Annotated in this window: 16 protein-coding genes and 2 pseudogenes; 10 read left to right on the top strand and 8 right to left on the bottom strand. The window is 70.7% G+C overall.

Going from position 1 to position 14,130, the window contains the following annotated elements; genetic code table 11:
* Positions 1-395: 395 nt before the first annotated feature.
* Positions 396-1,550, top strand: a complete 1,155-nt coding sequence (gene tcuA, locus AB0N07_RS06065; protein ID WP_365832534.1) for an FAD-dependent tricarballylate dehydrogenase TcuA — start codon at positions 396-398, stop codon at positions 1,548-1,550.
* Between the two features lie 26 nt (positions 1,551-1,576).
* Here the strand turns inward: tcuA and AB0N07_RS06070 are convergent.
* The 3 genes and pseudogenes from AB0N07_RS06070 to AB0N07_RS06080 form a co-directional block, all read right to left on the bottom strand.
* A pseudogene (locus AB0N07_RS06070) lies at positions 1,577-2,039 on the bottom strand (hypothetical protein); the annotation flags it as partial.
* Between the two features lie 139 nt (positions 2,040-2,178).
* Positions 2,179-2,619 (bottom strand): hypothetical protein, encoded by a 441-nt coding sequence (locus AB0N07_RS06075; RefSeq protein ID WP_115908792.1) that lies wholly within the window; start codon positions 2,617-2,619, stop codon positions 2,179-2,181.
* Positions 2,610-3,452 (bottom strand): ATP-binding protein, encoded by an 843-nt coding sequence (locus tag AB0N07_RS06080; RefSeq protein WP_365832537.1) that lies wholly within the window; start codon positions 3,450-3,452, stop codon positions 2,610-2,612. The genes AB0N07_RS06075 and AB0N07_RS06080 overlap by 10 nt, the downstream gene beginning before the upstream one ends.
* 200 nt (positions 3,453-3,652) lie before the next feature.
* Between AB0N07_RS06080 and AB0N07_RS06085 the strand changes: the two genes are divergently transcribed.
* The 5 genes and pseudogenes from AB0N07_RS06085 to AB0N07_RS06105 form a co-directional block, all read left to right on the top strand.
* Positions 3,653-4,513 (top strand): helix-turn-helix transcriptional regulator, encoded by an 861-nt coding sequence (locus tag AB0N07_RS06085; protein WP_365832539.1) that lies wholly within the window; start codon positions 3,653-3,655, stop codon positions 4,511-4,513.
* The gene (locus tag AB0N07_RS06090) at positions 4,514-4,768 is read left to right on the top strand and encodes a DUF397 domain-containing protein (RefSeq protein ID WP_351469421.1); all 255 of its coding nucleotides are present in this window, start codon (positions 4,514-4,516) and stop codon (positions 4,766-4,768) included.
* A gap of 76 nt (positions 4,769-4,844) precedes the next feature.
* Positions 4,845-5,069: an SAM-dependent methyltransferase gene (locus tag AB0N07_RS06095; protein WP_365832541.1), complete on the top strand. Its 225-nt coding sequence runs from the start codon at positions 4,845-4,847 to the stop codon at positions 5,067-5,069.
* On the top strand, positions 5,066-5,401 hold the full coding sequence (locus tag AB0N07_RS06100) for an SAM-dependent methyltransferase (RefSeq protein WP_365832543.1): 336 nt from the start codon (positions 5,066-5,068) through the stop codon (positions 5,399-5,401). Before AB0N07_RS06095 ends, AB0N07_RS06100 begins: the two co-directional genes overlap by 4 nt.
* Positions 5,402-5,576: 175 nt before the next feature.
* Positions 5,577-5,651, top strand: a pseudogene (locus AB0N07_RS06105) (SAM-dependent methyltransferase); the annotation flags it as partial.
* Positions 5,652-5,682: 31 nt separating this feature from the next.
* On the opposite strand, the gene AB0N07_RS06110 reads toward AB0N07_RS06105, so the two are convergent.
* Positions 5,683-7,044, bottom strand: a complete 1,362-nt coding sequence (locus AB0N07_RS06110) for a PLP-dependent aminotransferase family protein (protein ID WP_365832545.1) — start codon at positions 7,042-7,044, stop codon at positions 5,683-5,685.
* A gap of 47 nt (positions 7,045-7,091) precedes the next feature.
* Between AB0N07_RS06110 and AB0N07_RS06115 the strand changes: the two genes are divergently transcribed.
* Positions 7,092-7,571 (top strand): carboxymuconolactone decarboxylase family protein, encoded by a 480-nt coding sequence (locus tag AB0N07_RS06115; protein WP_365832547.1) that lies wholly within the window; start codon positions 7,092-7,094, stop codon positions 7,569-7,571.
* Positions 7,572-7,586: 15 nt separating this feature from the next.
* Here the strand turns inward: AB0N07_RS06115 and AB0N07_RS06120 are convergent, their stop codons facing one another.
* The 3 genes from AB0N07_RS06120 to AB0N07_RS06130 all read right to left on the bottom strand — a co-directional run bounded on the left by AB0N07_RS06120 (position 7,587) and on the right by AB0N07_RS06130 (position 10,996).
* A complete protein-coding gene (locus tag AB0N07_RS06120; protein WP_365832549.1) occupies positions 7,587-9,074 on the bottom strand; it encodes a glutamate synthase subunit beta in 1,488 nt (495 codons plus the stop codon).
* 150 nt (positions 9,075-9,224) lie between these two features.
* The gene (locus AB0N07_RS06125; protein WP_365832551.1) at positions 9,225-9,704 is read right to left on the bottom strand and encodes an anthrone oxygenase family protein; all 480 of its coding nucleotides are present in this window, start codon (positions 9,702-9,704) and stop codon (positions 9,225-9,227) included.
* 596 nt (positions 9,705-10,300) lie between these two features.
* On the bottom strand, positions 10,301-10,996 hold the full coding sequence (locus tag AB0N07_RS06130) for a DUF2293 domain-containing protein (RefSeq protein ID WP_365832553.1): 696 nt from the start codon (positions 10,994-10,996) through the stop codon (positions 10,301-10,303).
* Between the two features lie 131 nt (positions 10,997-11,127).
* Here AB0N07_RS06130 and AB0N07_RS06135 point away from each other — a divergent pair, with 131 nt between their 5' ends.
* From AB0N07_RS06135 to AB0N07_RS06145, 3 genes are all read left to right on the top strand, one after another.
* The gene (locus AB0N07_RS06135; protein ID WP_365832555.1) at positions 11,128-11,769 is read left to right on the top strand and encodes a uridine kinase; all 642 of its coding nucleotides are present in this window, start codon (positions 11,128-11,130) and stop codon (positions 11,767-11,769) included.
* Positions 11,770-11,840: 71 nt separating this feature from the next.
* Positions 11,841-12,254 carry a PPOX class F420-dependent oxidoreductase gene (locus AB0N07_RS06140; RefSeq protein ID WP_365832557.1) on the top strand — a complete coding sequence of 138 codons (414 nt, stop codon included), beginning with the start codon at positions 11,841-11,843 and terminating at the stop codon, positions 12,252-12,254.
* Positions 12,255-12,397: 143 nt separating this feature from the next.
* Positions 12,398-12,826 (top strand): CBS domain-containing protein, encoded by a 429-nt coding sequence (locus AB0N07_RS06145; protein WP_365832559.1) that lies wholly within the window; start codon positions 12,398-12,400, stop codon positions 12,824-12,826.
* Between the two features lie 18 nt (positions 12,827-12,844).
* On the opposite strand, the gene corA is transcribed toward AB0N07_RS06145, so the two are convergent.
* Positions 12,845-13,972: a magnesium/cobalt transporter CorA gene (corA, locus tag AB0N07_RS06150; RefSeq protein WP_365832561.1), complete on the bottom strand. Its 1,128-nt coding sequence runs from the start codon at positions 13,970-13,972 to the stop codon at positions 12,845-12,847.
* Between the last annotated feature and the right edge of the window lie 158 nt (positions 13,973-14,130).

Genomic DNA, 14,130 nt, shown 5'->3' on the forward strand with positions numbered 1-14,130 from the left:
CGGACTGCCATCGCACACCGGCCTTCCTCTCCCCCCGAGGCCGGGTGGTCGGCGAGAGGCTTGACGCCCGTCCGTGCGACCGCGCGGACTCTACGGCCTGAGGTCGATCACCCCCGCCTGGCGCTGGAGGGCATGCAGGCCTCAACGGCGACGCCCGCGTCCGCTCGCGCAGCTCGGCGGTCACGGGTCCTGGGCACGCCCCACGGGACGGCGGCGATCGCCGGCAGTCACACCGCGGAACGCCTGTCTATGAACCGCCTGTCCATGAACACAGTGTCCCGGCGGTCTCGACGAACAGTTCCGCGATGGCCTTGGCTGACGGTGTCGGTGGATTGTCGCGCAGCCGGGTGAGCAGGATGCGGCGAACCGGGGCCGAGGGGCCAAGGTCGATGGTGGTGACGTCATTACCCCGCGAGACGATGACCTGGCTGCGCAGCCTCGGCCTGCGATTCGAGCTCATGTTCCACCGGCAGGCCTACGAGGTGGACGGGCGCTACCGGTTCTGGGGCGGACTGGCCGTCGGCGTGGTCGGCGGGGGCAAAGGAATGATCGACCAGCATCTTGCCGCCGCCGATCGCAGTGGCATCGAAGTCCGCTTCGACAGCCCCGTCACCGGCCTGGCCACCGGATCCGACGGCTCCGTCCGCGGCGTGATGCTCGCCGACGGGCAGCGCTTCGAGACCGACGGCGTGGTAGTCACCAGCGGCGGCTTCGAGGCCAACCCGCAGATGCGGGCCGGCTATCTGGGCGCGGGCTGGGACCTGGCCCTGGTGCGCGGAACCCCGTACAACACCGGCGAGGGCATCCGCATGGCTCTGGCGGCCGGCGCGCAACCCTACGGCCACTGGAGCGGCTGCCACGCGGTGGCCTGGGACAGCCGAGCCCGAGCGACCGGCGACCGGGAGCTGACCAACCAACTCACTCGCGGCGGCTACCCGTTCGGCATCGTGGTCAACGCCGAGGGTCGACGGTTCGTGGACGAGGGAGCGGACTTCCGCAACTACACGTACGCCAAGTACGGTGCCGAGATCCTCAAGCAACCGGCCGGCGTCGCCTACCAGCTCTTCGACGCGACGTCCGCGCTGCTGCTGCGCCCCGAGGAGTACGCCTCGGCGGGCATCACCAGGGTGGAGTCCGACACCGTGGAGGGCCTGGCCAAGGAACTCGGCATGGACGAGGGCCGGCTGGCGGAGACGGTTGAGCGGTTCAACGCCGCTGTTGTCCCCGGTCGCTTCGACCCGACGGTCAAGGACGGCTGCCGGACCGAGGGCATCACCCCTCCCAAGTCCAACTGGGCCCGGCCGCTGACCACTCCTCCGTACGTCGCCTTCCCGGTGACCTGCGGCACCAGTTTCACCTTCGGCGGGCTGCGGATCGACGCCGACGCGCGCGTGCTGGACCTGAGCGGCCGCCCCGTCCCTGGGCTGTACGCGGCCGGCGAACTCGTCGGCGGGCTCTTCTGGTTCAACTACCCTGGTGGCTCCGGCCTCACCGCCGGTTCGGTGCTCGGCAGGCGCGCCGGGCGCTCGGCAGCCGCCGACACGCGTTGACGGCGACGCCGCAACGGGTTGGATCACATCGAGGCCGGCTCCACGGCCGCCGCCTGCTCCAGATACAGCTCGGTCGCGACCCGCTCCACCTTGGGTTCCAGGCGTCCGGTCGCATGCGTCGACGCATCACGCAGCACCGCCCCGAGCAGCGCCACGGCGGCCATCGCGGCCGGCACCGGTACGGCGTCGCGCAGCCGGTCCCCGATCGCGCCGCCGCTGATCAGCCGCCCCAGCACGCTGTTCATGGCGAGCAGGCCCACCGCCTGGGCCCCACCCCGGCCCGCCTCGGCCGCCAGCACGATCCGCGCCGCCCGCCGGTCGGCCTGCCAGGCGAGCTGGAAACCGGAGCCCAGCGTCGTAATGCAACGGCCCGCCGAAGAGCAACTGTTCCGACTCGGAGATCTCGGGCGGGCCCTTGCCGCGCTTCTTCCCACGCCCGCCCGGGTTCTGCGTCTTCTTCCGCCCGCCGGAGCCCTGTGGTTCCGCCATCGTCGACTTCCCCCGATCCACGTCGACGAACGGCCACTGTCGCGGGACCGGACCGTCGGGGGGAGAGCGCATGGCGCTGCGGGACGGGCGCGCGGGTGTACGCCCGCCAAGGGGTGCGATGTTTACGCAACCACGCGGGTCATGCGACGGCCGGCCGTGACCACGTCGGCGTCGTCCCCGTCACCCGGCACAGGGCCAGATACAGCGGGATCGGCGGGGTGTAGGGGAGCGTGCCGGCCGGCCGGTGGATGAGGTCGGGGACCGCCGGGGCGTCCGGAACTAGCGCCCCGGCGGCGTACTGCGCGGGCGTCGGCCACTGAAGTGCGTAGTCGGAGTCGGACGGGACGAGCCACCACCAGTGCGCCGCGTCGGCGTACACGCACCCGACGCGCGGCAGCCGGGACAGCACCAGCGGGCCGAAGCGGGCCGGCACCTCCACCGCGTCGCAGCCCATCGGGGCCGTCATACCGTCCGGCACCGGCAGCCGCCGGGGCGTGCCCGGCGTGTGCACTCCGCGCCCGAGGCGGACCAGCGTGTCCAGGCTCAGCACCCGGCCGCCGGACGCAGCACTCACCGCCATGCGGCCCCCGTCCCGTGCTGCCCGTGGTGTGCGTCCCGACCGTGCGGTGCGGCCGCCTCGTCCTCGTCACCCGAACCACCGGCCGGACCCGGCTTGGGGCGGGCACCCCAGCCCAGGTCGCTACATGGCTCGTTCGCCTCCGGGGGCGCCTCAGCCGGTGTCGAGAGCCCGATCGTGCTCAGCGCTTCGCGCCTCCGCGCTTCCCCGCTCTCGGCTTCTCCCTCACTCTCGGCACCGCTCGAGCGGGGGGACCCCCATTGGCTCTCGACACCGGCGTGCCCCCTCCAGCTCTCTCGTGTGCAGGGCCCGCAGTCATGGCGGGGAGTGTCGGCCTTGCGCGGCAGCTGCGCCCAGACCAGCAGCCCCGGACCGTGTTCATGGGCGCCCCATGCGTCGCACAGCGCGTCGATGAGGAGCAGCCCCCTCCCGTGCTCCTCCTCGGGCCGCGCCCGCGACGCATGGGGCGCACCCGGGGAGCAGCCCTCGTCACGCACGGCTATGCGCACCAGTTCGTCGCCGTCGTGCAGCTCGCAGACGATGTGGCTGCTAGCAGTGTGCACGAGGGCGTTGGTGACCAGCTCGGAGATGACCAGAGCCGCGGTGTCGCAGATGTCCTCGCACACCGACCAGACGTCCAGCCGGGCCCTCGTCAGGCGTCTGGCCTGCGCCGGAGAAGCCGGGTGCGCGGCCAGCTCGAAGCTGAACCGGCGCTCGGCAGTGGCCCCCGCGTGGCGTGCACCGAGGCTGTGGGGGAGGCCTTCGGCGGCGTCTGTTCCTAAGGGCGCGGACGGAATCACGCTTGCCACTATCGCCCCGGCGTGAACACTTGGCAAGTGTCACTCTGAAAATTGCAGAGTGCCTGTGACGGTGCGGAAGGCCATGGCACACTGCTCGCAACAGCACGGCATACGGCGCCACTTGGGATCGACGGAGACCCGTACGAAACCGTACAGATCTTCGAATAGGTCTTCGAATGGCGCCGTATGGCTGTCAGCATGCTTTTTGGACTCTCAGCGGCCACGGGAGGTGGAGGGTGAGCGAACCGCGGTCCGCGCCGACGGTCGGTCAAGTCGTCCTCGGCCGCCGCCTGTTGGACCTGCGGGAGCACGCCGGCCTCAAGCGCGAGGAGGCCGCCCGCATCCTCCGGGTCGCCCCCGCCACCGTCCGCCGCATGGAGATGGCCGAGGTCTCCCTCAAAATCCCGTACCTCCAGCTGCTCCTGAAGTCCTACGGGGTCTCCGAGGAGGAGGCCGAGGACTTCGTGCAACTGGCCGAGGAGGCCAACAGGCCCGGCTGGTGGCAGCGGTTCCACGACATCCTGCCCGGCTGGTTCTCCATGTACGTCAGCCTCGAGGGCGCCGCGAGCCTCATCCGCTCCTACGACCCCCACTTCGTCCCCGGCCTGCTGCAGACCGAGGACTACGCCCGCGGAGTCCTGCGCTCGGGTGCGATCGGGCAGACCAGCCCCGAAGACATCGAGCGCCATGTCGCCCTGCGCATACAACGCCAGGAACTGCTCACCCGTCAGGATGCGCCGCACTTCTGGGCCGTCCTGGACGAGACCGCGCTGCGCCGCCCGGTCGGCGGCCCGGAGGTGATGCGTGCCCAGATCGACAGACTGCTCGAGGCCACGAAGCTGCCCAACGTGACCGTGCAGGTCGCGCCCTTCGCGGGCGGCCCGCACCCCGGTACGTACGGGCCCTTCGTGCTGTTCCGATTTGCCATGTCAGAACTGCCGGACATGGTCTACAGCGAGTACCTGACCGGCGCCGTCTATCTCGACGCGCGTGCCGAGGTGGCGACCCACCTCGAAGTCATGGACCGCATGGCGGCGCAGGCCGCTACGGCACATCGCACGAAGGAGATCCTCGAGGATCTCCGCAAGGAGCTGTGAATGGATCGCATCAAGGCGCGGGGCCGCGTCTACAACGGCATGCCCGCACGGGAGTTGGGCAGCGAGGGCTGGCTCAAGCCGTGGAGCGGCGGCAACGGCGGCAACTGCCTGGAGGCGATGAAGCTGGCGGACGGCCGGATCGCCGTCCGTCAGTCCACCGACCCTGACGGGCCGGCGCTGATCTACACCACCGACGAGATGACGGCGTTCATCGAGGGCGCCAAGGCGGGGGAGGCGGACTTCCTGCTGTCGTGACGTGTTGGTCCGGCGCCTGCTCAAACACTTGATCAACTGCCTGTCTTGTTTGTGAACCAAGTCCGATTGTGAACTGATGGATCATTCATTAACGGTTGAGATCGACACCAGCAAGCCGCATCCCGCCCGGATGTACGACCGGTACCTCGGCGGCAAGGACAACTACCCGGTGGACGAGGCCATGGGCCGCTGCATGCTCGCCCTCGACCCCACCGAGCCCTGCAGCGCGGCACGGGTGACGGCGTTCAGAGGAACTGCCGTACACCGTGCCGGGCCGGCCACTGCGTGGCGCGATGCATGAACGCCCGCCCCGTGGCCCTTTTGCTGATCGCGCTGCTCCACTTCGTCCCCGACGAGGACGGCGCTCATGAACTCGTCCGCAGACTGCTGCCAGAACTGCCCTCCGGCAGCTGCTTGGTGGCCGGCTGTGCCACCGCCGACTCCAACCCCCGAGGAGCCGAAGGCCGCGACCGAGCAGCTCAAGGCCGCGGGCGTCACCCTGGCACTGCGCTCCCGCGCGGAGTTCACGCGGTTCTTCGACGGCCCGCGCCCAGGTCGACCCGGCCCAGGAGGACTGCAGCCGGGCGTCCTGCGCCGTGTGCCGCTTCAGCTGCGCCTTCCAGGCGTCCGTGATCTCCCGGGCCTTCACGGCGTGCGCCCTTGCCGCCCCAGGGGCAGTTGACGACCGCGACCGGCTGGGCCGTGTACTTGTACGACGTCCAGCCGGGCCTGGCTGACGAGGGCACCGGGGTGGGTGAACGGCGCGCCCGGGGGCAGTGCCCTCGCCATCGTGCGGGTACCGGGGTCGGTGCCGCAGTTGTGGCATCCCGAGCCGGGGGAACCGGTTCAGGGTCAGAACGACGGGGTGATTCCGGGGTACGGGGGTGGTGGGACACAGGCCCTGACCCCGGTGGTCATCGGGAGGCGCGAGGAGGCTTGTCCGCCTCGGGCGGCAGCACCTCGCACAATGCCTCCAGCGCCGCCCCGTACGCATGCTCGGAGGGCGTCGCGTACCCCACGACCAGGCCGTCCTGGGCCGCCACGTCCGCTGCCGGGTGACGGAATTCGGCCAGTCCGTCCAGGGCGACGCCCCGCCGGTCGGCGGCCTTGACGGCGGAGCGTTCCGTGCCGGGCGGCAGCCGCAGCACCGCGTGCAGGCCCGCCGCGACACCGGTGACCTCGATGTGCGGTGCGTGCGCGGCGAGCATCGCGACGAGGCGGTCGCGGCGGCTGCGGTACCGCAGCCGCATGCGCCGCACATGACGGTCGTACGAGCCGGAGACGATGAAGTCGGCAAGGCTCAGCTGGTCGAGGACGCTCGCCCACGCCTCGCGCTCGCCCTTGGCCGCGAGCACACCGTCCACATACCGCCCGGGCAGCACCATCCAGCCCAGCCGCACCGCCGGCGACAGGCTCTTGCTGATCGAGCCGAGCAGGATCACCCGCTCGGGGTCGAGCCCCTGGACCGCCCCGACGGGCCTGCGGTCGTAACGGAACTCCCCGTCGTAGTCGTCCTCCACCACCACTCCGCCACGCGCGCGTGCCCAGTCCACCACCGCGGCCCGGCGCTCCGCGTGCAGTGGACCGCCGGTGGGGAACTGGTGCGCGGGCGTGAGCAGAACGGCCCGCTCCCGCGCCAGCCGGTCCATGCGCGCGCCCTGTTCGTCCAGGGGGAGTGGTACGGTCCGCCCGCCGAAGAGCAGCCGCAGCCCGTGCGCGAAACCGGAGCAGATCACGATCCGGTCCGGCTCGGTGCGCACACCACGCGCGCGTGCCAGATACTCCGTGAGCGCTTCCCTGAGCTCAATCCGCCCGGCGGGATCGCCAGGGCCGAACGCCTCGTTGGGCGCCTGCTGCAGAGCCCGCCGATAGGACGACAGCCAGGCCGCACGCGGGAACGCGGACGCGTCCGGGGTGCCTTGGCGCAGATCGTGGCGAGGGCCACGCGCACGTGGAGGTGTCTTTCGGGGCGTCCGCTCTGCCTGCCGCAGTGGTTCGGCACGGTCTGCCACCCGGGTGCCCGAGCCCTGCCGGGCACTCAGCCAGCCCTCAGCGACCAGCTCCGCATACGCGTCGGCCACCGTGTTGCGGGCGACACCGAGGTCGGCGGCGAGCGAGCGATACGGCGGCAGCCGGGTGCCGGGAGCAAGCCGCCCCTCCCGTACGGCCTCGCGCAGCGCCGCGATGAGCGCGGCCCGCCGCCCACCTGCCTCGACCAGCTCCAGATGCAGGTCGGCCCCGATCCGCTCAGCCGAATTGACCCACGAATTCGCCATGAAAATGCACCCTAGCGTGGGTCTATCCGCGGCATAGGTTGAAGCACATGACGACGAACACGACGCACATCACGACGGCCCGCCTGGACTTCGCGAAGTCCGCCCCGAAGGTCTTCCGCGCGCTCATCGGATTCGACGCCGCCGCCCGCGAGGGACTCGACCCGGCCCTCGTCGAACTGATCCAGATCCGGGCCTCGCACCTCAACCACTGCGCGTACTGTCTGCACATGCACACCGGCGACGCCCGCAAGGCCGGTGAGAGCGAGGACCGGCTGCACATGGTGGCCGTCTGGCGCGAGGCCCGCCACTTCTTCACGGCACGGGAACAGGCCGCCCTCGCCCTGACGGAAGCGGTGACACTGGTGGCCGACGGCGGCGTCCCGGATGAGGTCTACGCGCAGGCCGCAGCCCATTTCGACGAGCAGGAACTGGCCCACGTACTCGCCCTGATCCTCACGATCAACACCTGGAACCGGGTGGCCCTCTCGACGGGCAAGGCGGCGGGGACGGACGAGCGGCGCCGCTAGACGAGCCGACGGTTGCTACACCGTCATCGGACGGTCGTACGGCCCAATGGGCGCCGGGAGCTGCGAACTCCCCGTCAGATAACGGTCGACGGCCGCAGCCACCGCCCGCCCCTCCGCGATCGCCCATACGATCAGCGACTGCCCGCGTGCGGCGTCCCCGGCAGCGAACACACCGGACACGTTCGTCGCGAACCCTGCATCCCGGGTGATCGTCCCGCGGGGCTCCATGGCCAGCCCCAGCTGGTCGACGAGCCCGTCCTCCCGGTCGGGTCCGGAGAAGCCGAGCGCGAGCAGCACGAGGTCGGCGGGGAGCGTCCGCCCGGTGCCGGGCCGTGGACGCCGGGCGGCGTCCACCTCGACCAGGTGCAGCGACCGCACATGTCCGCTCTCGTCGCCGGTGAAGCGGAGCGTGGACGCCGCGAACAGCCGGGCGTCCGCGTCCGCCGCCGGCGCCGTCTCCAGATCCCGGGCCTCCTCGTGGGCGGCCGACAGCCGGTAGATCTTCGGGTACGTCGGCCAGGGCTCGGCGTCCTCGTCGCGCGCGGCGCCGGGCCGGGCGTAGATGTCCAACTGCGTGACGGACGCGGCGCCTTCACGCACCGCGGTCCCCAGACAGTCCGCCCCGGTGTCGCCGCCTCCGACGATGACGACGTGCTTCCCGGCGGCGGACATCGGGGAGCTGTCCAAGTCTCCTTCGCGCACCCGGTTGGACAGCGGCAGATACTCCATCGCCTGCTGTATCCCCGCCAACTCCCGTCCGGGAACGGGAAGTTCACGCCAGGCGGTCGCTCCCGTCGCGATCACCACGGCGTCGTACCGGGCCCGCAGCTCCGCCGCCCCGACGTCCCGCCCGACCGCCGTCGACGTGCGGAACTTGGTCCCCTCGGCGCGCATCTGCTCCAGCCGCCGGTCCAGATGGTGCTTCTCCATCTTGAACTCGGGAATGCCGTACCGCATCAGCCCACCGAGCCGGTCGTCCTTCTCATACACGGCGACCGTGTGCCCGGCCCGTGTCAGCTGCTGGGCCGCGGCCAGCCCGGTCGGCCCGGACCCGATCACCGCGACGGTCCGCCCGGACAGCCGGTCCGGCGGCCGCGGCGGCGCGAATCCCAGCTCCCAGGCCTGGTCCGCGATGGCGACCTCGACGTTCTTGATCGTGACCGCGGGCTGGTTGATGGCGAGCACACACCCCGCCTCGCACGGCGCGGGACACAACCGCCCGGTGAACTCGGGGAAGTTGTTCGTGGCATGCAGCCGGTCGGCCGCCTGCTGCCAGTCGTCCCGGCTGACCAGGTCGTTCCACTCCGGTATCAGATTCCCGAGCGGACAGGCGTCGTGGCAGAACGGTATGCCGCAGTCCATGCACCGGTCGGCCTGTTTGTTGATGATGGGCAGCAGCGCTCCGGGGACGTAGACCTCGTCCCAGTCCTGGACCCGTTCCGCGACCGGGCGGCGGGGCCAGTCCTGGCGAGGCGTGGTCATGAATCCCTTGGGATCGGCCATGGCCGTCTTCCTTGCCTACGCGTACGACGAGCCGTGCGTCATCGGGCGGCACTCTTTCGGCCACGATACGACTCCACGGCCCCGTGCGCAGAGGGGACCGACAGCGCTTTCTGCCCCGTCTTCCCCATCCTCTGGGCCCCCTCCGCAGGCTCAGGTCAGCGCCAGCACATACGCCACCGCCGAACCGGCCGAGGCGACCATCCGCACGTGGTTCCAGAACGTCCACTCGCGTATGTACGACGGCCAGTACGCGGCGGCTTCCGGGGTGCCCGGGTCCAGCTTGGCCAGCGTGTCGTTGCGCGGCTCGTTCGCGACCATGGTCACCCCGAACGAGCCGAACAGATACAGCGCGCTGCCCACCAGCAGCTCCACCCTCCCGTCGGCCGGCCACAGCACGAACGTCACCACGGCGAGCACCACGCACAGCACCGCCGACCCCATGAACACCAGCATGAACGCCGGCATCACCGCGGTCACATTGATCGCATTCATCGCGGCCACGCCCTGCGCGGGCGGCAGCGCGGCGAGCCCCCTCATCACGAAGGTCGAGAAGCCGCAGAACACCCCGGCCACCAGACCGGTCCCGAGCACCCCCAGCACCGTCAGCCAGAAATACGGCCCAGCGATCATGTCGTCAACTCCCGCGTAGAGCCGAGATCTTCCCCGGCACCTCCCGTCACCACAAGTGAATTCCCGTACGAGCACAGTGACCATGGTCGAAGAACGCGGTCACATACGCGCGCGTCCAGCCGCGATCCAGCAGCCGCCGCTCGCAGCGCCGACGGCCCGGCTGCCGCCGCAGCCGACGGTGACCGCGGCGTCCACCGCACGCCTGCCGGCGCATCCGATTGCGGTCTCGGCGTCGACGGGCCGGCTGCCGCCCGATCTACCTTCGGCAGGGGCCCTGTGCCTGCAACCGACGCTTCCGTGCGTCTTGCCGACCGGCGCGGGCCTGTCACCGGCACACCCGAGCCTCTTGCCGGCGCGACCGGCTCTTTCGCCAATGGGACTCGGTCGTTCGACAACCGAGTCCGGTTCTTCGCCAAGGAACCCCCGTCTTGCGTCAATGACCCTGCCTCTCGTCCACCGACCCGGGCCTTTTCCCGACGGCCCCGTCCTTCGTGAGTCGACCGCGGCCTGTCACTCACGGGCCTCGGTCTTCGTCCACCGGCCCCGGCCTTTCGCCGACGGCCCCTGACCCGCGTCAACCGACCCCCGCTTCTTCGTCAACCGACCCCCGCCTCTCCCGAGCGCCACCCCCGCAGCACCGTCTCCACCGCCGCCGCTATCCGTCGCCGAGCCTCGTGCCGCGGTACTCCGCTCATCAGCAGCTGGTCGTACGGCGTGTCCACGTGCCGTACGGAGGCCGCGACCGCCGAGACCACCGCCGCCTCGGACAGCGCCCGCCCCGCCGCGCTCCGGCCCACCCGCCCGCTGCCCCGCACCGACGCATGCGCCGCGATCGCCCGGGCCCGCTCCGCCGGGCACCCGGGAAACAGCCGTCGTATCTCCGCCGCGAACACCTCCGTGAACCGCAGGTCCTCCGCGATCCGCCGCTGGGCGTCCCGCACCCGGCGCCGCCGCCGCGCCTCCGCGTCCGCCAGGCACCGCTCCTCGGCCCGGGCGAGGCCCACCTCCTCGACCAGGACGCCCTGCCGCTCGTACCGTGCTTTGCGCCGGTTGAAGCGCACCACGACGGCCGACAGTGCACTCTCCTCACGCGACCGCCGGGTCAGCGCGGTGTCGCCGCGCGGCAGGAACACCAGGTGCCCGAGGTCGGCACAGTCGAGACACCGCGGTGCCCCCTCCTCGAGCACGAGCAGCGGCAACGGCCCCGCATGACACTCCCCGCAGTGCCGTCTCTTGATCGGCTGGAAGACGACAATCCCGGTGCGCGGCGCAGGAGTTGCAAGACGTGCCATAGGTGTTTCCTTCCCGCGAGGGCACTGCGGACTACCGCGAAATCGCGCCCACTGCACCCTCGCCCTCCGCTCCTCCTCCATGCCGCCCTCCCCTCGGCGCGAGGCGCACCCCGGCCGACGGCTGACGCATCATGGGCGATGTGCGACTCGAAGCGATCACCTGGGACCGGCTCGGCGACCTCCTGGCCGAGCGACTGCTCGACCTCAAGCCCGCCGACGGCAGCCCCTGGCCCCGCATAGCCTTCGACGGAGCCCCGGCAGCCCGCCCGGGAGACCTGGCCGAACGCGTCGCCGAAGCCCTGCGCGTACGTGGCCGCCCCTCGCTGACCGTCGGCGCGGAGGGCTTTCTGCGGCCCGCCTCCGTCCGTCTCGAGTACGGTCACCATGACGTCGACGCCTATTACGACGGCTGGTTGGACACCGGCGCCTTGTGGCGCGAGGTGTTCGGCCCCCTCGAACCCGGCGGCGACGGACGCGTCCTGCCCGACCTGTGGGACCCGGTCACCGACCGCGCCACCCGCACCCCCTACACCCAACTCCCGCCCGGCGGATTCCTGTTGCTGCACGGCCCCCTCCTGCTGCGCCACTGGTTCCCCTTCGACCTGACCGTCCATGTCCTCCTCTCATCCGGCGCCCTCCGCCGCCGCACCCCCGAGGCCGACCACTGGACACTCCCCGCCTTCCAGCGCTACGCGGACGAGACCGACCCGGCCGGCACGGCCGACGTCCTGGTGCGAGCCGACGATCCTCGCCATCCGGCATGGCGGGGTTGATCCATCAAGGGGTTGATCGGCAAACCGGCAAGCCCCTTTTGTATGCACGCGCATGTAGTTACTGTGGTCCCATGACGACCTCCTCGAGTGATCCCGTCCCCTTCACCGACGCCGTCCGCGCCCTCCTCGACGGCAAGAACTTCGCCAGCGTCGCCACCCTCGGCCCCGACGGCGCCCCGCAGAACTCGGTGGTCTGGATCAAGCGAGAGGGCGACACCGTGCTCTTCTCCTCCACCGACGGGCGCCAGAAGGTGCGCAACCTCCGCCGCGACCCCCGCATCAGCCTCTCGGTCTTCGACCTCGCCGACCCCTACACCTCGGTCGAGATCCGTGGCACCGCCGAGATCCTCCCCGGCGAGAGCAAGCAACTCCCGTACGAGCTCGCGCACAAGTACCTCGGCATCGACCCGCCCGGCGAGAAGGACGAAGAGGTCCGTGTGATCATCCGCATCGTCCCGCGGAAGATCGTGGGTTTCTCGGTCTGACGCTTCTGGGACGGCGTTCCCCGGCCGCCCGTTACCGCCGGGTTCCGGGTGCAGGTGCCCGGCCGCGCGGCGACAATGTAGGGCGCCGGGACTAGCGGTGCGTCCCCGCACCGCGCCGGCCGTCCGGCACCGGGAGGTACTCCATGACCACCGCCGGAGACATCATGCACCGTGGCGCCCAGTGGATCCCCGCCCACGAGACACTGGACCGCGCGGCCCAGCTGATGCGCGAACTGAACGTCGGAGCCCTGCCCATCAGCGACCAGAACGAGCGGCTCTGCGGCATCCTCACCGACCGTGACATCGTCATCGGCTGCGTGGCCATGGGCCACGACCCTGCCAAGGTCACCGCCGGCGAGATGGCCCACGGCACCCCCCGCTGGATCGACGCGAACGCCGACGTCGGTGACGTGCTCCGGGAGATGCAGGACCACCGGATCCGCCGGCTCCCCGTCATCGAGAACAAGCGGCTGGTCGGCATGATCAGCGAGGCCGACGTGGCCCGGCATCTGACGGAGGAGCAGATCGCCGACTTCGCCCACAGCGTGTACGCGCGGGGGACGACGCGCTGACCCGTCCGACGGAGGGCCTCACAGCCAGCCGCTGCGCCGGAAACCGCGGTACAGCGCCAGGCACGCCACCGTCATCACGCCTATGACCAGGGGGTATCCGAAACTCCAGTGCAGCTCCGGCATGTAGTCGAAGTTCATGCCGTACACACCGCAGACCATCGTCGGTACGGCGATCACCGCTGCCCAGGCCGTGATCTTGCGCATGTCCTCGTTCTGCGCAACCGTGACCTGCGCGAGATGGGCCTGCAGGATCGAGTTGAGCAGTTCGTCGAAGGAGGCGATCTGCTCCTTCGCCCGCATGAGATGGTCGAGGACGTCCCTGAAGTAGGCCTGTATCTCCGGATCGACCACGCGAATGGGCCGGGTCGCCAGGTCCTCGATGGGGCGGCCGAGGGGGACCACGGCCCGCTTCAGCTCGAGGAGTTCACGCTTGAGCTGGTAGATCCGGCCGGGGTCGGCCCGCGCGCCGTTCTCCGCGAACACGTCCATCTCCACCTGGTCGATGTCCGCCTGCACCGAGTCGGTGACGAGCAGATAGTCGTCGACCACATGGTCCGCGATCGCATGCAGCACCGCGGCCGGCCCCTTCGCGAGCTGCTGCGGGTCGGCCTCCAGCCCCTCGCGCAGCGGCCCCAGCGAACCATGCATCCCGTGCCGGACCGTGATGACGAAGTCCTCGCCGACGAACACCATGATCTCGCCGGTGTTCACCACCTCGCTGGTCGCCGTCAGCTCCTCGTGCTCGACGTAGCAGACCGTCTTGAACACCGCGAACAGCGTCTCGCCGTACCGCTCCAGCTTCGGGCGCTGATGGGCCTCGACCGCGTCCTCGACCGCCAGTGGATGCAGATCGAAGAGCTCGGCGATGCCCGCGAACTCCTGGTCCGTCGGCTCGTGCAGCCCCAGCCACACAAACCCGTCACCCTTTTTTCGCACCCGTTCCACGGCGTCGACCAGATCACTGCCTCCGGGCACCCGCACGCCGTCCCGGTACGTCACACAGTTCACCACCGAGGAGCCCAGCGGGGACCGGGCCGGGTGACTCAGGTCGACGCGTGGCCGCCGCCTGGCCAGCCGTGCCACCTTGCGCAGGCCGCCGACCCCGCTGAGGTGGGTGACCTTGCGCAGATTCCCTGCCATGGACATATGGATCTCCTTGCGTGGATCTCCGGGCTCGATGCGCGGTTCGCGGTTCGCCCCCGTGGTGAGCCGCCTGTCTGTGCCTTGGCGCGCCAGTGTGCCAGGTCTGTGTAAGCGGTGGGTGAGCCTGTGGGAGCAGGGCATTCCGCTTGGTTCCCGCCTGT

This window comes from Streptomyces sp. NPDC051172 (genome assembly GCF_040682555.1).
Classification (GTDB): domain Bacteria; phylum Actinomycetota; class Actinomycetes; order Streptomycetales; family Streptomycetaceae; genus Streptomyces.